Genomic DNA, 19,175 nt, shown 5'->3' on the forward strand with positions numbered 1-19,175 from the left:
CGCGTCAGGCGGAAGTGTGAAGCGGTTTCGCCGCCCGGACGCGCGACACTGGTCCTAGGCGCCCAGCTCCCGCGACCGCTTCACCGCCCGCACCACCGCCTCGCGCAGCAGGCTGGGCAGGCCGTCCGCGCCCAGCAGGACGTTCAGCGCCGCCTCCGTCGTCCCGGCCGGCGAGGTCACCTGCCGGCGCAGTTCCGACGGCTCCTCGCCGGTCTCGGCCAGCAGCGCGGCGGCCCCGATCAGGGTCGAGCGCGCCAGCCGCCTGGCCTCCTTCTCCGGCAGGCCGGCGGCCTGGCCGGCGCCCTCCAGGGCCTCGATGAAGGCGTAGAGGTAGGCCGGGCCCGAGCCGGAGACGGCGGTGGCCGCATGCATCAGGTTTTCGTCGGCGAGGTCGACCACGGCGCCCAGCGGCTCGAACAGCGCATGCGCCCGGGCCAGAGCGGCGGGGTCGTCGGCGAAGAGGCTGGCGGTCCCCTGGCCGATCGCCGCCGCCGTGGTCGGCATCACCCGGGCCACGCAGCGGCCGCCGAACTCGCGGCTCAGGTCCTGGGATTTCACGCCGGCGGCCACCGAGACCACCACAGCGTCCGAGGCCAGCCAGGGCGCCGTCTCGGCCGCCACGTCGCGCCAGAGCTGCGGCTTCACGCAGAGCAGCACGGTCCTGGCCCGGGCCAGTTCGGCGTCGGGGGGATTGACCAGCGCGCCCTCGGCCTCGAGCGCGGCGACCTGCGCGCCCGGCGCGGGATCGCGGATCATCAGGTCGGAAGCCTCGAAGGCGCCGGCGCGCCGCCAGCCGTCGAGCACCGCGCCGCCCATGCGGCCGGCGCCCAGCATCAGGATGGGCGTGATCATGGGCGCGACCCTTAGCTAGGACCGCGCCGCTGACAACCCTTAGAGGTGGTTAAGCCTCGCCGACCGTCTCGAACATACAGGCGGCGATGGCGTCCTGCGGCGACTTGGCCCCGCGGACCAGGAAGTCGAACGCCGGGTAGAACCGGTCGCCCGCCTCCACCGCCACGTCGATCATCGCCGCGGCCTGGGCCAGGCTCGGCTGCTCGCCGGTCATCAGCGCCATGCCGTGCCGGAAGATGATCTCGCCGTCTTCCCACAGCTCGAAGTGGCCGAGCCAGACGCGCGGGTTGATGGCGGCGATCAGCTCCTGGGCCTGGGGACGCATCTCCTTCTCGACCGTCAGGTCCATGGAGAGGCAGAGCTGCAGGCAATCGGCTTCCGGGCGCCAGGCGAACCAGAGTTCATAGTCCTTCCAGTCGCCGGCGAGAGCGAACGCGAGATCCCCGTCTTCTGTCCGGTCGAACGGCAGGTTTTCCGCCGTGAGCACATGCTCGACCACGTCCAGGGGATCGTTTCCCAGGAGGACGTTGTCGTCAGAGGGGGTGATGTCCATGAGAACCGAGGTCCTTTCGCATGGGGCGGAGAACAGAGAGCCGTCCTCGAATCGCCTGCGATATCGAAGTTAGTCTGGTTTGTGGCGCGGCCGTCACCACGATCTTGTGGCCTGCGACGCGCTTTCGCACCCGGGGTTGTGGGTAAGTCAGCGGCTCGGCCTTCAGGGGGCGTCTTTCGGCGCCGGCTTGGCCCTGGGCGGCGCCTTGGGCTTCGGGGCGGTCTCGCCCTTCAGCGCCGCGATTTCGGCCCGGAGCGCCGCGACCTCGGCCCTCAGCGCGTCCAGCTCCTCGCGGCGCACGAGATCGAGCTCGGCGGCGACGCGGTCGGCCTGGGAACGGAAGGCGGCGCGGGCCTCCTCGCTTGCGGCCTGGGCGAGGCCCAGGGCGGCGGTGGAGAGCTTGGCCATCTCGTCGAGGAACGGGTTCTGGGTCTGCATCTTACGCTCTGAGAGCGGCCGGGACTGGCCGCCTACTCACTCCTATATGGCCCCTGGGGGTCGAAAGCCTAGGGTTAGTCGTCTAAACCCTGATGCCCTGAACGCTGGAGCTGCAGGAACCGTGCCTTTTCCCGAGTTCGACCCCGTTCTTGTGCAGATCGGGCCTTTCGCCATCCGCTGGTACGCGCTGGCCTATGTGGGCGGCATCCTGCTGGGCTGGCGCTACGCCGTGGCGCTCATCCGCGACAGCCGCCTCTGGGTCAACCGCCCGCCGCCGGTGAACAGCGAACAGGTCGACGACCTGATCCTCTGGGTGACCATCGGCATCATCGCCGGCGGCCGGCTGGGCCACGTCCTGTTCTACACGCCCGGCATGCTGGCCCAGGACCCCTTGCAGGTGTTCAAGGTCTGGGAGGGCGGCATGAGCTTCCACGGGGGCGCCATCGGCGTGTTCATCGCCATGATCGTCTTCTCATGGCGCAACGGAATCGACCTCTGGCGGCTAGGCGACCTAGTCTCGCCGGTCGTGCCGATCGGGCTCTTCTTCGGCCGCATCGCCAACTTCATCAACGGCGAGCTGTGGGGCCGGCCCACCGACGTCCCCTGGGCCTTCGTGTTCCCCGGCGCCGGACCGGAACCCCGCCACCCGAGCCAGCTCTACGAGGCCGCGCTGGAGGGCCTGCTGCTGTTCGCCCTCCTCGCCTGGGCGGTCTATGGCGCGAAGCTCCTGAACCGCCGCGGCGTGGTGATGGGGATGTTCGTAGCCGGCTACGGCCTCGTCCGCGCCAGCCTGGAGAACGTCCGCGAGCCGGACGCCTACATGCCCGACTTCCCGCTCGGCCTGACCATGGGGATGATGCTGTCGATCCCGATGATCGCCTTCGGCGTCTGGCTGATCTGGCGCGGCCTGAAGGAGCCCCTGCCCCCGGCGCTTGCCGCCGCGGACCGCGTCCCGCCGAAGTCCACCCGCACGGCCGATGAGCCTGCGTGACCGGCTGGCGGCGGAGATCGCCGCCGGCGGACCGATCAGCGTGGCCCAGTTCATGGCCCGCTGCCTGCACGATCCGCAGGACGGGTACTACGCCACGCGCCCGGCGCTCGGCCCGGAAGGCGACTTCATCACCGCGCCCCTGGTGAGCCAGATGTTCGGCGAGCTGATCGGCGTCTGGGCGGTGGCCTGCTGGCAGGCGCTGGGCGAGCCGGCCGCGCTGCGCCTCGTGGAGATGGGCCCCGGCGACGGGACCCTGATGAGCGACCTCCTGCGCGCCGCACGCATGGCCCCGGCGTTCGTGGCCGCCGCCGACACCTGGCTGGTGGAGACCTCCCCGCCGCTCAGGGAGAAGCAGCGCCGGCTGCTCGGCGACCGGGTCCGCTGGGCGGCGTCCCTCGACGAGGTCCCGGGCGGCGCGCCGCTGATCCTTGTCGCCAACGAGCTCCTCGACTGCCTGCCGGCCCGGCAGTTCGTCCGCACCGCCACCGGCTGGGCCGAGCAGGTCGTCGGCCTCGACGCCGAGGGGCAGCTCACCTTCGGTCTGGCCAACGCCCCGCAGCTTCCCTTCCCCGACGCGCCCGAGGGCGCGGTCTGGGAGCAGTCCGCCGCCCAGGAGAGCCTCGGCCGTGCGCTCGCCGCCCGCATCGTCCAGGACGGCGGCGCCGCCCTGCTGATCGACTACGGCCGCGACCGGCCTGGCTTCGGCGACACCCTCCAGGCGCTCCTGCGCCACGAGAAGGTGGACCCGCTCGAGGGTCCCGGCGAGGCCGACATCACCGTCCATGCCGACTTCCCCGCCGTGCTCGACGCCGCCCAGGCGGAGGGCGCCCGCACCGCCATCCTCACCCAGGGCGAGTTCCTGGCCCGGCTCGGCATCGGCGAACGCGCCGAGGCCCTGGTCCGCGCCCGGCCCGACAAGAGCGCCGTCCTCGGCCGCCAGCTCAACCGCCTGGTCGCCGCCGACCAGATGGGCGAGCTCTTCAAGGCCGGCGTCATCCACTCCCCGGGCTGGACGCCGCCCGCGTTCGAGGCCGAATAGGACCGCATGAGCCTTCCCGTCATCACCGCGCCCGTCCTCCAGCTCCCGGGCGTCCGCCACGCCTTCTTCACGCGCCAGGGCGGCGTGTCGGCGGGCCTCTACGCCAGCCTGAATGTCGGCGTCGGCTCGAAGGACGATCCCGACGCCGTGGCCGAGAACCGCCGCCGGGCCGCCGCCCATTTCGGCGCGGAGCAGATCGTCACCGCCTACCAGGTCCACTCCCCCACCGCCCTCGTCGCCGACGGCCCCTGGCCCGCCGGCCCGCCCCAGGCCGACGCGGTGGTCAGCGCCACGGCCGGCGTGGTCTGCGGAGCGCTGGCCGCCGACTGCGCGCCGGTCCTGCTGGCCGATCCCGAGGCCCGGGTGGTCGCCGCCGCCCACGCCGGCTGGAAGGGCGCGCTGACCGGCGTCGCCGAATCGGCGGTCGCCCGGATGGAGGAGCTGGGCGCCCGGCGCGACCGCATCCGCGCGGCGATCGGCCCCTGCATCGGCCCGGCCTCCTACGAGGTCGGCGTCGAGTTCCTGGAGCGCTTCGTGCACTTCGACCGCGCCTACGGCCGCTACTTCACGGCGGCCGCAAGCGACGACAAGCGGATGTTCGACCTGCCGGCCTTCGTGCTCGGCCGCCTGGAGGCCGCCGGAGTCAGGGGCCCGGAATGGGTCGGGCGCGACACCTGCGCCGAGCCCGACTGGTTCTTCTCCAACCGCCGCGCCTTCAAGGCGGCGGAACCCGACTACGGCCGCCTGCTCTCGGCGATCGTTCTGGAGCCCTGAGGGGGATAGACTCAGCGCCCGCCTTTGCTACAAGGCCCGCCCATAGCGACATCGCCACGGGACCTCCAAAATGAAGCTGCTGGCCGGCAACTCGAACCGTACGCTGGCCCAGGCGATCGCCGACTATCTGGATGTGCCCCTGACCCGCGCCCAGGTCCGCCGGTTCGCCGACAACGAGGTCTTCGTGACCATCGACGAGAACGTCCGCGGCGAGGACGTGTTCGTGATCCAGTCGACCAGCTACCCGGCCAACGACAACCTCATGGAGCTGCTGATCTGCATCGACGCGCTGAAGCGCGCGTCGGGCCGCCGGATCACCGCCGTGCTCCCCTACTTCGGCTACGCCCGCCAGGACCGGAAGACCGGCGGCCGGACGCCGATCTCGGCCAAGCTGGTCGCCAACCTGATCACCCGCGCGGGCGCCGACCGGGTGCTGACGATGGATCTCCACGCCGGCCAGATCCAGGGCTTCTTCGACATCCCCACCGACAACCTGCTGCCGGCCCGGCACATGGCCGACGACATCCGCGAGCAGCACCGCAAGACCGAGAACATCATGATCGTCTCGCCCGACGTGGGCGGGGTGGTGCGGGCCCGCGCGCTCGCCAGCCGCCTGGGCGCCGACCTGGCGATCGTCGACAAGCGCCGGTCGGGTCCCGGCCAGTCCGAGGTGATGAACATCATCGGCGACGTCGAGGGCCGCCACTGCATCCTCTACGACGACATCGTCGATTCCGCCGGCACGCTCTGCAACGCCGCCCAGGCCTTGAAGGACCACGGCGCCACCGAGGTCTCGGCCTATGTCACCCACGGCGTGCTGTCGGGCGCCGCGGTAGAGCGGGTGAACAATTCCGTGCTGCGCGAGCTCGTGGTCACCGATCCGATCGAGGCCAACGACGAGGTCAGCCGCAGCGACAAGGTGCGCGTGGTCAGTTGCGCGCCGCTGATCGGCGAGGCGATCCGCCGGATCGCCAACGAGGAGAGCGTCTCGAAGCTCTTCGACTGAGGATTTTCCTGCGGCGCGGTCAAATGGTCGCGGCCGGTCAGGAAGAGTTTACCATACCGGGCCACATTCTCGCCCGCGGGGGATGTATCTTCGGCTCCACTGGGTATCAGGGGGAAAGTCTCCGCACATGACGTCCGCGCTTCGGATCCGACGGGTCCTGTCCTTCGCCGCGCTCGCCGCGGCCGCCGTTCTTGCCGCCTGCGCCGAAGCCCCGCCGCCCGCGCCGCCCCCGGCGCCCCCGCCGGCCGCCAGCCTGTCGCCGAAGGTGATCGAGCAGGCCGGCGCCTACCGCGCCTATGTCCTGAAGGCCCAGCAGATCTCGCCGGCCTTCACCAATGGACCTTCGGTGGCCGAGGCCGTGCGCGTGGGCGCCGCCTATGAGCCCCAGCAGATGGTCCGCGGCGCCATCGCCTACGGCGCCGTGGCCGCCATGCAGGACCAGGCCTTCGTGGCCGGCGTCCGCGTCTATGCCGCCGATCCCGAGGGCCGGCGCAAGGTCGCCTACGACATCATGCGCGATCCGGCCTATGTGGTCGGCATCCAGGGCGCGTCCAGCGCCGCGGGCCAGGTGATCGCGGCCCTCGGCGGCGACGGCCAGAAGCTGCTCGAACAGGGCCGCCTCGTGAAGCAGGCCGCCTACGACGTGCAGCGGGCCTCCTGGTCCAAGGGCGACGTCTCCGGCCGCGAGGCCCGCCTGTTGCTCGCCAAGCAGCTCTCCACCACCCCGGTCCTGCCGGACATCGGCGAGACCTCCCGCCTCCAGGCCGCCGCGGTCGGCGCCCCGGCGCTCGGCCTCACCGGATCGCCCGCCAGCCCGCCCTATTCGCCGGTGGTCGTCCGCGCGCTCGCCGTGGCCGCTCTGGCCAACCTCGGCTACGGCGGCGACGACGCCATGGAGCAGGTCATGCCGCTCCTCGCCGACCCCACCTCGGGCAGCTGCCTCAACATGTCCAAGCTGAACCTCTACCAGTGCCTGGCCGTGGCCAAGCCGCACTACGAGGATGTCTTCTGCCTGGGCCAGCACATCCTGATCGACACCGGCGCCTGCCTGATCAAGGGCGTCGGCCTGCCGGCCCCGACCGACGGCCGGATGATCATCGTCTCCAGCGAGACCGCGAAGCCGGTCTCCACCGCCAAGCCCAAGGCGGCGCCGACTCGCAAGCGCTGAGGAAGACTCGTTAAAACAACGGCCCCGCCCCGTTGCATGGGGCGGGGCTTTTGTGTATCTACGCGCACCCTATTGACCCCCCGGGTCGCAGATTTGCGTCGCCGCGCTGTCTACGCGCGGCGGCTTCGTTTTGAGGCATGGCGATGGCCGAGATCATCCTGAACGTTGAAGTGCGCGAGCGGACCGGCACCGGTGGCGCGCGCGAAGCCCGTCGCTCGGGCCTGGTCCCCGGCATCCTGTACGGCGGCGACAAGGACCCCGTGGCCATCTCCGTGAAGGCCAACGAGTTCCGCAAGGCGCTCTACACCGGCAAGCTGCTGGGCCACCTGGTGACCCTGAAGTACGGCAAGGAATCCCAGCCGGTGATCGCCAAGGCCGTGGACATGCATCCGGTCACCGACGAGCCGGTGCACTTCGACCTCTACCGGGTCGATGAGCATCAGCAGATCAAGATCGACGTGCCGGTGCACTTCGCGAACCAGGACGAGTCCCCGGGCCTGAAGCGCGGCGGCACCCTGAACGTCTCGCTGCACAGCGTGAACGTCGCCTGCGCCGCCGACCACATCCCGGAAGAGATCCTGATCGACCTGACCGGCCTCGAGATCGGCACGTCCATCCGCGTCTCCGACCTGAAGCTGCCGAAGGGCGTCGAAGCCGCCGTTGACGGCGACCTCGTGGTCGCCAGCATCGCCGGCGCCATGGCCGAGGTCTCGGAAGAGGCCGAAGGCGGCGAAACCGAAGCGGCCGAAGGCGGCGAGGAGTAATCCTCCCCGGTTCGACGGCGGAGCGCACATGCTGCTCATCGCAGGCCTGGGGAATCCCGGCCCGACGTACGCCAAGAACCGCCACAACATCGGCTTCATGGCCGTTGACGAGATCGCGCGCCGGTGGGGCTTCTCACCGGCGCGTTCGCGTTTCCAGAGCATCGCTCAGGAAGGCCAGATCGACACCCCGGACGGCCCGGTCCGCGCCCTGATCCTGAAGCCCCAGACCTTCTACAACGAGAGCGGCCGCGCGGTCGGCGAGGCGCTGAAGTTCTTCAAGCTGAAGCCCGCCGACCTGGTGGTCTTCTACGACGAGATCGACCTCGCCCCCGGGCGCTTCCGGATGAAGACCGGCGGCGGCGCGGCCGGCAACAACGGCATCCGCTCGGTGACCGCCCAGGTCGGCCCCGACTTCCGCCGCGCCCGGCTCGGCACCGGCCACCCGGGCGACAAGGCCCTGGTCCACGGCCATGTGCTCTCCGACTTCCACAAGGCCGAGATGAAGTGGGTCACGCCGCTCCTGGAGGCCTGCGCCGACGCCGCCCCCTCCTCGCGGCCGGGGAAGACGAGAAGTACCAGAACGAGGTCATGCGCCTCGCCCCTTCCGAAAAGCTCGACCCCCGCAAGCTCGCCCGCGGCGATTGAGCCCGGCGCCATCCAAGGCCTATGATACCGGTGTCATGTTCTGGAGACACCGATGCGCCCCGCCGTCCTCGCCCTGCTGCTCGCCACCGCCGCCGCCCCCGCCGTCGCCGCGCCGGTCCCGGCCGACGTCGCCGCCGCAGTGAAGGCGGCCGAGCCCCGCATGACCATCACCGAGGCCGAGCTCAAGGAGCGCGACGGCCGCCGCTACTACGATGTGGAGGGCACGCTGCCCGACGGCTCCGAGATCGAGCTCGACATGCTGCAGACGCCGGAGGGCTGGCAGGTCGTGGAGATCCAGCGCGACATCCCCTGGGCGGCCGCGCCAGCGCCGGTCCGCGCCGCCGTCCCCACCGCCAGGCCCGTCCGCGTCATCGAGAGCAAGCAGACCGACGGCTCGGTAATCTACGAGCTCTTCGCCGAGGGCCAGCCGAAGGACCCGGCCATCGAGGTCCAGTGGGAGTCCGGCCAGGCGAAGGTGCTGGAGGGCCGCTGGCCGCACTAGGGCGCGCATCCCTTTGAGGTGGCGGGCCGCCGTGGTAGGTCCCGCCGCTCTTAGAGGAACCCGACCTACCCATGGCCCTGAAAGTCGCCATCGTCGGCCTGCCCAACGTGGGCAAGTCGACGCTGTTCAATGCGCTCACCCAGACCGCCGCCGCCCAGGCTGCGAACTATCCGTTCTGCACCATCGAGCCGAACACCGGCGACGTGGCCGTGCCCGAGCCGCGCCTGGAGAAGCTGGCCGCGATCATCCCCTCGAAGGAGATCATCCCGGCGCGCATGAACTTCGTGGACATCGCCGGCCTGGTGCGCGGCGCGTCGAAGGGCGAGGGCCTGGGCAACCAGTTCCTGGCCAATATCCGCGACTGCGACGCCGTGGCCTTCGTGGCCCGCTGCTTCATCGACGACGACATCACCCATGTGGAGGGCAAGGTCGATCCGCTGGCCGACCTCGACACCATCGAGACCGAGCTGATGCTGGCCGACCTCGAGAGCCTGGAGAAGCGGGTCACGAACCTCGAGAAGCGCGCCAAGACCGGCGACAAGGAGAGCGCCCAGACGCTCCGCCTCGTCCAGCTCGCGCTCAGCCACCTCAACGCGGGCCGCCCGGCCCGCAAGGCCGAGGTTTCTCCCGAGGACGAGAAGGCCTGGCGGATGCTCCAGCTCCTGACCTCGAAGCCCGCGCTCTACGTCTCCAACGTCGACGAGGCCTCGGCCGCCACCGGCAACGAACTCTCCAACGCGGTGGCCGAGCGCGCCAAGCGCGACGGCGCCGACCATGTGGTGATCTCCGCCCAGATCGAGAGCGAGATCGCCCTCCTCGACCCCGAGGAGCGCACCGAGTTCCTGGAAACGCTCGGCCTCACCGAGCCCGGCCTCAACAAGCTGATCCGCGAGGCCTATCACCTGCTCGGCCTGCAGACCTACTTCACGGTCGGTCCCAAGGAGGCCCGCGCCTGGACCATCCACAAGGGCGACACCGCCCCGCAGGCGGCCGGCGTGATCCACACCGACTTCGAGAAGGGTTTCATCCGGGCCGAAACCATCGCCTATGAGGACTATGTCCGGCTGAACGGCGAGGCGGGCGCGCGGGACGCCGGCAAGCTCCGGGCCGAGGGCAAGGAATATGTCGTCAAGGACGGCGACGTGATGAACTTCCGCTTCAACGTCTAAGCATTTTCCGCCGAAGTGGAGGCCGGTTCGGCGTAGAAAATGCGCCACTCTTGATGGCGAGATCCGATCCGTCGGATTTCGCGGGCGGCCAACGAAAGAGGGGCTGGGATGGGTGAGACGATCAGGATCGCAGGGGCCGACGGCTTCGAGTTCACCGCCTACCACGAGCCCGCCTTCACGCCCCGAAAGGGCGGCGTGGTCATCCTGCAGGAGATCTTCGGCATCGACCGGCACGTCCGGGCCGACGTCGAGCGCTGGGCGAAGATGGGCTACGAAGCCATCGCGCCCGCCCTCTTCGACCGCCGCCAGCGCGACTTCCACGCCGAGCACGACGAGGCGGGCATCGCCGCCGGCATCGCGCATGCCCGCGCCACCCCCTTCGACCAGGCGCTGGGCGACATCGCCGCGGCCCGCGACTTCCTGAAGACCCGCGGGGAAAAGGTCTGCGTGGTGGGCTACTGCTACGGCGGCTCGCTCACCTGGCTCGCCGCCTGCCGGCTCGAAGGCCTCGCCGCCGCCTCCAGCTACTACGGCAGCCTGGTGAAGCAGTTCGCCGGCGAGGCGCCCCGGTGCCCGACCATCGTCCACCTGGGCCGCACCGACCCCGGCATCCACGCCGACGAGGTCGCCGCCGCGGTTGGAGCGGCCAATCCGGGCGTGCCGGTCTACATCTACGAAGGGGCCGGCCACGGCTTCAACAACCAGAGCCCCGAGCGCTACAACGCCGAGGCCGCCGACCTCGCCCGCCACCGCACCCTGGAACTGTTCGACGAGGCCTGAGCCATGGGCGGGACGATCGCGCTGAAGAGCCGCCACGACGGCTTCGAGTTCGCCGCCTACCACGCCAAGCCGACCGACGCCCGGCGCGGCGGCCTGGTGCTGATCCAGGAGATCTTCGGCGTCACCGACCACATCCGCGAGCTCTGCGACGGCTTCGCGCAAGACGGCTACGAGGTGATCGCGCCGGCCTTCTACGACCGCCTGGAGCCCGGCTTCGCCGCCGACTACAGCCCGGAGTCGATCCAGAAGGGCGTCGAGTACAGCCAGGCGACGCCCTGGGATCAGGTGGCCGGCGACGCCCAGGCCGCCATCGACGCGCTCTCAAGCCCCGTCTTCGTCACCGGCTACTGCTGGGGCGGGGCGGCCGCCTGGCTGGTCGCCTGCCGGTGCGACGGCGTGGCCGCCGCCGCCGGCTACTACGGCCGCCGGATCAGCGAACTGGTCGACGAGACGCCCAGGTGTCCGACGATCCTGCATTTCGGCAAGACCGACGCCTCAATCCCGCTGGAGAAGGTGGACGAGATCCGCGACAGGCATCCGGACGTCGCCATCTACCTCTACGACGCCGGCCACGGCTTCAACTCCGACCGCCGCCGCGACTACCACGCCGACAGCGCCCGCCTGGCCCGCCTGCGCACCCTCCAGCTCTTCGCCCGCAACGCCGGGATCAGGAGCGAGATGTAGGCCCGCCCACCTCGATCAGCTTCCGCACCTCCGGAACCTGCTCCAGGACCCGCACCAGCGCCGCCTGGGCCGCCAGGATGCCGATGCCGGCCGCGTAGCCGGAGAATACGCCCGCCGGATAGCGTCCGCCGGCGCTGGCGCCCGCCACCTGCCAGTAGATGAACAGCGCCGCGCCGAGCAGCAGGCCGACGCCGGTCAGGACCGACCCCGCCGTCTGTCCGAAGCCCGCCCGGAAGCTCATCCAGACGTAGCGCGTCAGCGTCCGCCGCATCGGTCCGACGAGCAGCGGGATGGTCAGCGACAGGAACAGGAAGCCCGCCGGCCAGATGATGGTCCGCTCGGCGATCAGCGGGAAACCGCCCGGCAGCCGGCCGAAGGCGTGGACCACGGCCCCGGCGTAGATCAGCGAGGCGGCCGCCACCGTCAGGTCCTGCATCCGTTTGAAGTTGGTCCAGGCGCGCGTAGGCCATGGCCTCCATATTGGCGCCGCCTGCGGCGGGCGTAAGGCGCCTCAGGGCCGGGCGGCCTGCGTCTGGCGCTCCAGGGTCTTCAGCGCGACCCCGATCGGTTCGGAGCGGTCCTTGCGGCCGCTCGCCTGCGCCTGGGCGTGCGCCCGGCGCAGCTCGGGCGCCATGCGCCGCCCCCACTCCGGATCGGCGTCGATCAGCGGCCAGAAGTAGAGCGGCAGCCCCGCCTCGGGATCGGCCAGCGCGCGCTCGACCACGGCGCGCTCCGCGGCCGCCTCGGCCTCGACCTTGGCCGCGAGGGTCCGCATCGCCGGCTCGTCCAGGTCCGGCGCCGCCGTCCGCGGGACCAGCCCCCCAGGCCTCGCCCAGCCGCTCCACCGTCCGGCCCGTCTCGGTGGGCGAGCCGCCGGCGATCGGCCGCTCGAGCGTCGACCAGTGGAACCGGCAGCCCTCGACCCAGCAGACGTAGAGCGGGAACGGAAACGGCGACAGCACCTCGGCGTGGCCGGTGCGCAGCGTCTGGGCCGGCTGGCCGGTCCGGGCGGCCGTGATGGAATCGAGCAGCACACGGCCGCCCAGCCGGCGCTCCTCCTCCAGCCCGGCCCGGATCGTCACCTGCGGGCGGCTGGGCGCGCCGCGCACCGCCACCACGCAGGCCTGCGCCGCCTCCGCCGAGCCCGGCCCGAACGGCAGGCGATGGCCGGTCTTCCAGACCTTGCCGGGGATAGTGGGCACCGCCTTGCAGAGATCGCCCGGCGCCACCCGCCACTCGGCCATGCCGCCCGTGATGCTGGGCTCGCGGCCATAGACCGACGGCAGGTCGAAGCGGGCGACGAGCTCGGGCGCCACCGGGCCGCCGTACTCGAGGTCGGGCTGCGCCTCCACCAGGTCGTCCGCCTCGGCGCGGAAGGGCACGGCGAACCGCGCGTTCTCGCGCTCCACCTCCGCCGCCCGCTGCGCATAACCGCCCCAGCTCAGCGCGAGCGCGATCGCATAGCCGCCGAAATAGGCCGCCGGCAGCCAGATCAGCAGCCGCGGGATCCGCCCGCGCCAGGCGTCCGCCGCCATCCAGACGAGGCCGGCGGTCAGCAGGATCGGCGCGACGAAGGCCACGCCGAACATGGTGAAGACGACGGCGATCGCCTCGCCCAGTGACATCAGCACCCAGATGATGAGCGCCGCGCCCATCAGCCACGCCCAGTAGGGCCGGTAGGGCCGATGCGCTCGCGCCTTGGGCAGGTCTTCGCTGTTCTCGGGCATCTCGCCTGTCACCATAGGCGAAGCGTGCGCCGGGCGGCATGATCAATCCGTGACTCGCCTCCCTGCCCTCGCGCTCGGCGCCCTGGCGCTCAGCGCGCTTCCCGCCCCGGCCTTCGCGGGCGAGGCGACCTGCTGGTACGAGAACGGGGTGGTGGTGGTCACCGCCGAGGTCGCCGGCTTCGTGGGCGACTACATCCTCGACACCGGCCAGGCCCGCACCCAGCTCGCCGAGACCCAGGCCCAGGAGATGGGCTACCTCGACCCCGAGGTGACCGCGGACGTCACCGTCGCCGGGGTTACGGTCGGGCCGCTGGCCGTCCCCATCGCCGACCTCGACGTCCGCACCGGCCTGTTCCCCACGCCGATCGCGGGCGTGATCGGCGCCGACGCTCTGAAGGGCCAGGTGGTGGACGTGAGCTTCGCGCCCTGCCGCCTGCGGCTCTCCGCGCCGGGCCGCGCGCCGGCCTTCCGGGGCCAGCGCCTGCCGCTGGCCTGGGCCGCCGGCCGCCCGGTGGTCCTGGCGGGCGCTGCGGACGGCGCCACGGCCCTTCGGGGACCTTTCGTGGTGTCCACGGGCCTGGACGCGCCCGTGCGGCTCTCCGAGGCCCTGGCGGCCGCCCCCGGGGCTGCCAAGCCCGCCGAGCTCCAGCCCTATGGCGTGCTCAGGCCGACACTCGCCACGCTCTCCTTCGCCGGCGAGCTGATCGGCCAGGTTCCGGCCGGGCTGGCGCCCGCCGACCCCGACGTCATCGCCGGCGTCCTGGGCGCCCCCCGTGCTCGCCCGCTGGCGCGTCCGCTTCGACTTCCCGGCCGGCGCCCTGATCCTTGGCCCGCCATGAAAAAGGGCCCCGGTTCGCACCGGGGCCCTCTTCGGATCGTCCTGGCGGTCGCCCTAATGGGCGACGTTGCGCCAGATCCGGCGGTAGCTGAACCACAGCAGGACCGTGAGGATCAGCAGGTAGATCATCGCGCCGAAGCCGAACTCCTTGCGCTCCTCCATCTTGGGCTCAGCGGCCCACATCAGGAAGGCGGTCACGTCCATGCCCTGCTGGTGGACCGTCGACTTGGTGCCGTCGTCGAAGGTCACCTTGTCGGTGCCCAGCGGCGGCGCCATGGCGATCGCGCCGCCCTTCGGCACGCTGTGGTGGTCGCCCTTCCAGTAGGCGGTCAGGTCGCCCGGGAAGTACGGGTTGTAGTAGGTGCCCGCGCCCAGCGTCAGGCCGGCCGGCGGGTTCTCGTAGCCGGTCAGCACGGAGTAGATGTACCGGGGCCCGCCGGCGCGCGCCTTGGCGATCACCGACAGGTCCGGCGGATAGGCCCCGCCGTTCGACGCCCGCGCCGCCGCCTCGTTCGGGAACGGAGACGGGAAGCGGTCGGCCGAGGTCGCCGGGCGCTGGATGGCGTCGCCGGTCTCGGAATCCACGTCGGCGACCTGGATGTCCTTGGCCAGGGCCTTCACATACGGGTTGTCGTTCGGGTTCGGATACTTCTCGTCATAGAAGGGGCCGCCCTTCTGTCCGAGGTTGCGGAACGACACCAGGCTCATCGCGTGGCAGGCCGCGCAGACCTCGCGATAGACCTTGTAGCCCCGTTGCAGCTGGGCCTTGTCGAAGCGGCCGAACGGCCCCTCGAAGCCCCAGGCGACGTTCTTCGGCTCTTCGGGATAGCCTGCCGACAGCGCCGGGGCGGCCGTCAGCAGCGCGAGCCCAAACGCCGCCAGCGCGGAAACTTTGCGCAGCATCTTAGGCTCAACCCCTCTTTTCAGGCGACGCCACGGGCGCCGGCCGGCGTTGTGGCGGGATGGGACAGGACAGGCGCCGAGATCGACTCCGGGACCGGCAGCGGGGTCTCGGTGAGGCCGAGGACCGGCAGGATGACGAGGAAATAGGCGAAGTAGTAGGCGGTGGCGATCCGGCTCAGCCACACGAAGCTGTTGAGCTGCGCGTCGAGGAGCTGGAAGGAGGCCACGCCCGGGATCACCGGATCGTCCGGCAGCTTGGCGCCGCAGAAGCCGAGGATCAGGCAGACCACGACGAAGATCAGGAAGTACCAGCGCGCCGTCGGGCGGTAGCGCATGGAGCGGACCTTCGAGGTGTCCAGCCAGGGCAGGACGAACAGCACCGCGATGGCGCCCGAACATGGCCAGCACGCCGCCCAGCTTGTCCGGGATGGCCCGCAGGATCGCGTAGAACGGCAGGAAGTACCATTCGGGCACGATGTGCGTCGGGGTCACAAGCGGGTTGGCCGGGATGTAGTTGTCGGCGTGGCCCAGGATGTTCGGGTTGTAGAACACGAACGAGGCGTACATCAGGAAGAACACCGCGATCGCGAAGCCATCCTTCACCGTGTAGTACGGGTGGAAGGGCACGGTGTCGTCCACGGACTTCACGTTGACGCCGGTCGGGTTGTTGTTCCCCGGCACGTGCAGCGCCCAGATGTGCAGGCCGACGACGCCGGCGATCATGAACGGCAGCAGGTAGTGCAGCGAGAAGAAGCGGTTCAGCGTCGGATTGTCGACCGCGAACCCGCCCCACAGCCAGGTGGTGATCGGCTCGCCGACGATCGGCAGGGCGCCGAACAGGTTGGTGATCACGACGGTGCCGTGGAAGGACATCTGGCCCCAGGGCAGGACGTAGCCCATGAAGGCCGTGGCCATCATCAGCAGGTAGATCACGCAGCCCAGGATCCAGAGGATCTCGCGCGGGGCCTTGTAGGACCCGTAGTAGAGGTTCCGCAGGATGTGGATGTAGACCGCCACGAAGAACATCGAGGCGCCGTTGGCGTGCATGTAGCGGATCAGCCAACCGTAGTTGACGTCACGCATGATGCGCTCGATCGAGTTGAAGGCGTAGTCGACGTGCGGGACGTAGTGCATCACCAGCACGATGCCGGTGACGATCTGCACGACCAGCATGACCGCCAGGATGCCGCCGAAGGTCCACCAGTAGTTCAGGTTCTTCGGGGTCGGGAAGGCCAGCGCCGTGTCATGGGCCATCCGGATGACCGGCAGGCGCATGTCGAGCCAGCGTTCGAAGCCGGTCTTCGGCTCGTAAGTGGAGTGTCCGCTCATCGATATCAGCCGATCTTGACCGTGGTGTCGGTGAGGAAGGCCCATTCGGGCACTTCGAGGTTCCGCGGCGCGGGGCCCTTACGGATCCGGCCGGAGGTGTCGTAGTGCGAGCCGTGGCAGGGGCAGAACCAGCCGCCGTATTCGCCGCCGCCGAAGGTCGGCACGCAGCCCAGGTGGGTGCAGGTGCCGATCAGCACGAGCCACTCGGGCTTGCCGGGCTTGTGGCGTTCCTCGTCGGTCTGCGGGTCGCGCAGGGCCGCGGTGTCGTCCTTGACCGCCGCGGCGATCTCGGCCGGCGTGCGGTTGCGCACGAACAGCGGCTTGCCGCGCCACTTCAGCACCACCTGCTGGCCGGGCGTGACCTTGTTCAGGTCGAACTCGACCGACGCGAGCGCCAGCGTGTCGCCCGACGGGTTCATCTGGTCGATGAACGGCCAGGCCAGGGCGCCCACGGCGCCGGCTGCGGCCGCGCCTGCGGCGATATGGATGAAGTCGCGACGGCTCGGGTCTTCGCCCGGAGCGTGCGGATCGGGATTAGCGCCCACGACGGTGTCGGCCACCTAAAGCTACCCTTCGTATTCGGACGCCCTGATACCTAGCTAAGGGCGCCCAGCCTTTTGGGCCCGACCAGTCGCCTGGTAAGGCCGCTCGCCGGGCGAGGCGTCGGGGCAGAAGCGGTTTCGCCGAACCGTTTGCGAATCCTCGCAAACACTCTCCGCGATTCGTCTATCAAGCCCCGGCCTATCCCGTGGCGGTTCGCTTAGAATGCGTTTGGCCCTTTTTCAACCGGACATTCCGCAAAACCTCGGCGCGGCCGTCAGACTGGGCGCCTGCCTGGAGGTCGCGATCGACGTGATCGAGCCCTGCGGCTTCCCGCTTTCCGACCGCGCGATCGCCCGCGCGGCGATGGATTACGCCTCCAAAGCCGAGGTGAAACGCCATTCCGGCTGGGCCGGCTTCCTCGCGCAGACGCGGGCCGCGGGCGGCCGGATCGTGCTCTTCACCACGAGGGCCGCGGCGCCCGCACCACACCTTCACCTTTCGCCCGTCTGACGTACTGCTGTTCGGCCGAGAGAGCGCCGGCGTCCCCGACGAGGTGCACGACGCCGCCGACGCGCGGCTGATCATCCCGCTGGCTCCCGGCGCCCGCTCGCTGAACGTCGTCAACGCCGCGGCGATGGCGCTCGGCGAGGCGCTGCGCCAGACCGACGGCTTCCCGCGGCCGTCGTGATCCTACGCAATCGTCCCAGGTTTGCGCGCCGCGGGCGTTGCGTCTAAGCCCGCCGCATGTCGCTCCCTCCCGAGATCCTCGAACGCCGCGACCGGGCCAAGGCCTGGTTCGAAGCCCTGCAGACCCGCATCTTCGCCGCCCTGGAACAGCTCGAGGAGGAGGCGCCCGCCGAGCTCTATCCGGGCGAGGCCGGGCGCTTCGAGACGCGCCCCTGGACGCGGGAGACCGGCGTCGGCGGCGGCATCGGCGGCCATTTCTCCGGCCGGCTGTTCGAGAAGGCCGGCATCCACACCTCGGCGGCCACCGCCCGCTTCAGCCCCGAGATGGCCGCCCAGATGCCGGGCGCCGACAAGGACCCGTCCTATGTCTCGGCCAGCATCAGCCTGATCGTCCACCCGGTCAGCCCGCGCGTGCCGACCGTGCACATGAACACGCGCTTCCTGTCGACGGCGGAGAGCTGGTTCGGCGGCGGCGCCGACCTCACGCCCATGCTGGACGAGCAGCGCAGCCAGGAGGCGGACGATGCGAAGCTGTTCCACGCCGCCATGCAGCGCGCCTGCGACGCCTACGATCCCGAGTGGTACCCCCGCTACAAGGCCTGGTGCGACGAGTACTTCTTCCTGCCGCACCGCGGCGAGACGCGCGGCGTCGGCGGCATCTTCTACGACCGGCACAACACCGGCGACTTCGAGCGCGACTTCGCCTTCACCCGCGCCGTGGGCGAGGCCTTCCTGGACGTCTACCCGAAGATCGTCCGCCACCGCATGGACGAGCCCTGGACCGAGGAGGACCGCTACGCCCAGCTCGTCCGCCGGGGCCGCTACGTGGAGTTCAACCTGCTCTACGACCGGGGCACGATGTTCGGCCTGAAGGCCGGCGGCAACGTCGACACGATCCTGTCGTCCATGCCGCCGCTGGTGGCCTGGCCCTAACCGGGGAGGATCACGCCGGCCTGGGCGCCCAGGCCGACGGCCAGGGCGGCGGCGGCGCTCGCCGCGACGATCAGGGCCTGCCAGGCGCGGGTCTTCATGGGGCGGATCATAGGGGGGCTCCCTTCGAAGACCCCTAACCCCGAACCCGGCTAGGCCGTTGCGAGGAAATTGCGGATCCAGCCGCCGACCCGCTCCCGGTCGTCCGGGCGGCCGTAGGTGTGGATCGCCGCGTCGGCCTGTTCCTGGGTGTAGCGGTCGCCGCGCCGGTGCTCGATCAGGGCTATGGCGTACTCCGGCAGGAACTCCGGGTGGAGCTGCAGCGAGATCGCCCGGTCGCCGTAGTCCAGCCCGCCCATGGTGCAGAACTCGCTGGCCGCGAAGATCTCCGCGCCGGGCGGCGGCTCGACCACCTGGTCCTGGTGCGAGGCCGGCAGGCGGATCGACTGGGCGCTATCCATCCACGGCCGAGGCCTCAGCACCTCGTACTCGTGCTCGCCGACGCCCCAGCCCTTGGGCGACTTGATCACCTTGCCGCCGAAGGCCTCGGCCATGAGCTGGTGCCCGAAGCAGACGCCGACCAGCGCCGCCTGGCCCTTCGCGGCCCTCAGCCAGTCCATGGCGGGCTGGATCCACGGCTCCGGGTCGTAGACCCCGCACGACGAGCCGGTGACGATGTAGCCGTCGCACTCGCCGACGCTGTCCGGCAGCTCGCCCTCGTCCACCGCATAGGTCCGCCAGGCGTAGGCGTCGGGGCCCAGCAGGCGCATGAACATGTCCGGGTAGGTCCCGAACCGCTCGATCGCCGGCTTCGGCGGCCGGCCGGTCTTCAGGACACCCAATCTCAACTTGG

At 70.6% G+C, this 19,175-nt stretch carries 20 protein-coding genes and 3 pseudogenes; 14 read left to right on the forward strand and 9 right to left on the reverse strand.

Annotated features, from left to right (window positions below; translation table 11 throughout):
- Positions 1–54: 54 nt before the first annotated feature.
- From proC to LRS04_RS02440, 3 genes are all read right to left on the reverse strand, one after another.
- Entirely contained in the window at positions 55–849 is a 795-nt protein-coding gene (gene proC, locus LRS04_RS02430) for a pyrroline-5-carboxylate reductase (protein WP_257818916.1), read from the reverse strand.
- Between the two features lie 52 nt (positions 850–901).
- Positions 902–1,405, reverse strand: a complete 504-nt coding sequence (locus LRS04_RS02435) for a YbjN domain-containing protein (protein ID WP_257814994.1) — start codon at positions 1,403–1,405, stop codon at positions 902–904.
- A gap of 162 nt (positions 1,406–1,567) precedes the next feature.
- Positions 1,568–1,843: an accessory factor UbiK family protein gene (locus LRS04_RS02440; RefSeq protein ID WP_257814995.1), complete on the reverse strand. Its 276-nt coding sequence runs from the start codon at positions 1,841–1,843 to the stop codon at positions 1,568–1,570.
- A 121-nt stretch (positions 1,844–1,964) separates the two neighbouring features.
- On the opposite strand from LRS04_RS02440, the gene lgt reads away from it, so the two are divergent.
- From lgt to LRS04_RS02495, 11 genes and pseudogenes are all read left to right on the forward strand, one after another.
- Complete coding sequence (lgt, locus tag LRS04_RS02445) at positions 1,965–2,834, forward strand: prolipoprotein diacylglyceryl transferase (RefSeq protein ID WP_257814996.1); 870 nt, start codon at positions 1,965–1,967, stop codon at positions 2,832–2,834.
- The gene (locus LRS04_RS02450; protein WP_257814997.1) at positions 2,821–3,873 is read left to right on the forward strand and encodes a class I SAM-dependent methyltransferase; all 1,053 of its coding nucleotides are present in this window, start codon (positions 2,821–2,823) and stop codon (positions 3,871–3,873) included. Before lgt ends, LRS04_RS02450 begins: the two co-directional genes overlap by 14 nt.
- 6 nt (positions 3,874–3,879) lie before the next feature.
- Positions 3,880–4,647, forward strand: coding sequence for a peptidoglycan editing factor PgeF (gene pgeF / locus LRS04_RS02455; protein WP_257814998.1), 768 nt, complete (start codon positions 3,880–3,882; stop codon positions 4,645–4,647).
- Between the two features lie 70 nt (positions 4,648–4,717).
- Entirely contained in the window at positions 4,718–5,653 is a 936-nt protein-coding gene (locus tag LRS04_RS02460) for a ribose-phosphate pyrophosphokinase (RefSeq protein ID WP_257814999.1), read from the forward strand.
- Positions 5,654–5,780: 127 nt separating this feature from the next.
- A complete protein-coding gene (locus LRS04_RS02465) occupies positions 5,781–6,821 on the forward strand; it encodes a hypothetical protein (RefSeq protein ID WP_257815000.1) in 1,041 nt (346 codons plus the stop codon).
- 143 nt (positions 6,822–6,964) lie between these two features.
- On the forward strand, positions 6,965–7,585 hold the full coding sequence (locus LRS04_RS02470) for a 50S ribosomal protein L25/general stress protein Ctc (RefSeq protein WP_257815001.1): 621 nt from the start codon (positions 6,965–6,967) through the stop codon (positions 7,583–7,585).
- Between the two features lie 28 nt (positions 7,586–7,613).
- Positions 7,614–8,230: pseudogene (pth, locus tag LRS04_RS02475) on the forward strand (aminoacyl-tRNA hydrolase).
- A 52-nt stretch (positions 8,231–8,282) separates the two neighbouring features.
- Complete coding sequence (locus LRS04_RS02480; RefSeq protein ID WP_257815002.1) at positions 8,283–8,732, forward strand: hypothetical protein; 450 nt, start codon at positions 8,283–8,285, stop codon at positions 8,730–8,732.
- Between the two features lie 71 nt (positions 8,733–8,803).
- Entirely contained in the window at positions 8,804–9,901 is a 1,098-nt protein-coding gene (gene ychF / locus LRS04_RS02485) for a redox-regulated ATPase YchF (RefSeq protein ID WP_257815004.1), read from the forward strand.
- A 108-nt stretch (positions 9,902–10,009) separates the two neighbouring features.
- A complete protein-coding gene (locus LRS04_RS02490) occupies positions 10,010–10,681 on the forward strand; it encodes a dienelactone hydrolase family protein (protein ID WP_257815005.1) in 672 nt (223 codons plus the stop codon).
- A gap of 3 nt (positions 10,682–10,684) precedes the next feature.
- Positions 10,685–11,365: a dienelactone hydrolase family protein gene (locus tag LRS04_RS02495; protein WP_257815006.1), complete on the forward strand. Its 681-nt coding sequence runs from the start codon at positions 10,685–10,687 to the stop codon at positions 11,363–11,365.
- Here LRS04_RS02495 and LRS04_RS02500 read toward each other — a convergent pair.
- Both LRS04_RS02500 and LRS04_RS02505 read right to left on the reverse strand, forming a co-directional pair.
- Positions 11,349–11,801, reverse strand: coding sequence for a hypothetical protein (locus LRS04_RS02500; protein ID WP_257815007.1), 453 nt, complete (start codon positions 11,799–11,801; stop codon positions 11,349–11,351). The two genes, LRS04_RS02495 and LRS04_RS02500, sit on opposite strands and share 17 nt — an antisense overlap.
- A 75-nt stretch (positions 11,802–11,876) precedes the next feature.
- On the reverse strand, positions 11,877–12,140 hold the full coding sequence (locus LRS04_RS02505) for a hypothetical protein (protein WP_257815008.1): 264 nt from the start codon (positions 12,138–12,140) through the stop codon (positions 11,877–11,879).
- A gap of 200 nt (positions 12,141–12,340) precedes the next feature.
- Between LRS04_RS02505 and LRS04_RS02510 the strand changes: the two genes are divergently transcribed.
- Positions 12,341–12,640: a hypothetical protein gene (locus LRS04_RS02510; protein ID WP_257815009.1), complete on the forward strand. Its 300-nt coding sequence runs from the start codon at positions 12,341–12,343 to the stop codon at positions 12,638–12,640.
- Positions 12,641–13,984: 1,344 nt separating this feature from the next.
- On the opposite strand, the gene LRS04_RS02515 is transcribed toward LRS04_RS02510, so the two are convergent.
- The 3 genes and pseudogenes from LRS04_RS02515 to petA form a co-directional block, all read right to left on the reverse strand.
- Positions 13,985–14,833, reverse strand: coding sequence for a cytochrome c1 (locus LRS04_RS02515; protein ID WP_257815010.1), 849 nt, complete (start codon positions 14,831–14,833; stop codon positions 13,985–13,987).
- 20 nt (positions 14,834–14,853) lie between these two features.
- Positions 14,854–16,162 (reverse strand): annotated as a pseudogene (locus LRS04_RS02520) (cytochrome bc complex cytochrome b subunit).
- A gap of 5 nt (positions 16,163–16,167) precedes the next feature.
- The gene (petA, locus tag LRS04_RS02525) at positions 16,168–16,722 is read right to left on the reverse strand and encodes a ubiquinol-cytochrome c reductase iron-sulfur subunit (RefSeq protein WP_257815011.1); all 555 of its coding nucleotides are present in this window, start codon (positions 16,720–16,722) and stop codon (positions 16,168–16,170) included.
- Positions 16,723–16,927: 205 nt separating this feature from the next.
- Here petA and LRS04_RS27550 point away from each other — a divergent pair.
- Positions 16,928–17,393, forward strand: a pseudogene (locus LRS04_RS27550) (tRNA (cytidine(34)-2'-O)-methyltransferase).
- A 56-nt stretch (positions 17,394–17,449) separates the two neighbouring features.
- Complete coding sequence (gene hemF, locus LRS04_RS02535) at positions 17,450–18,325, forward strand: oxygen-dependent coproporphyrinogen oxidase (RefSeq protein WP_257815012.1); 876 nt, start codon at positions 17,450–17,452, stop codon at positions 18,323–18,325.
- Positions 18,326–18,474: 149 nt separating this feature from the next.
- On the opposite strand, the gene LRS04_RS02540 is transcribed toward hemF, so the two are convergent.
- Entirely contained in the window at positions 18,475–19,164 is a 690-nt protein-coding gene (locus tag LRS04_RS02540; RefSeq protein WP_308238060.1) for a type 1 glutamine amidotransferase, read from the reverse strand.
- Positions 19,165–19,175: the final 11 nt, after the last annotated feature.

The sequence above is a fragment of the Phenylobacterium sp. J367 genome, from assembly GCF_024699985.1.
Classification (GTDB): domain Bacteria; phylum Pseudomonadota; class Alphaproteobacteria; order Caulobacterales; family Caulobacteraceae; genus Phenylobacterium.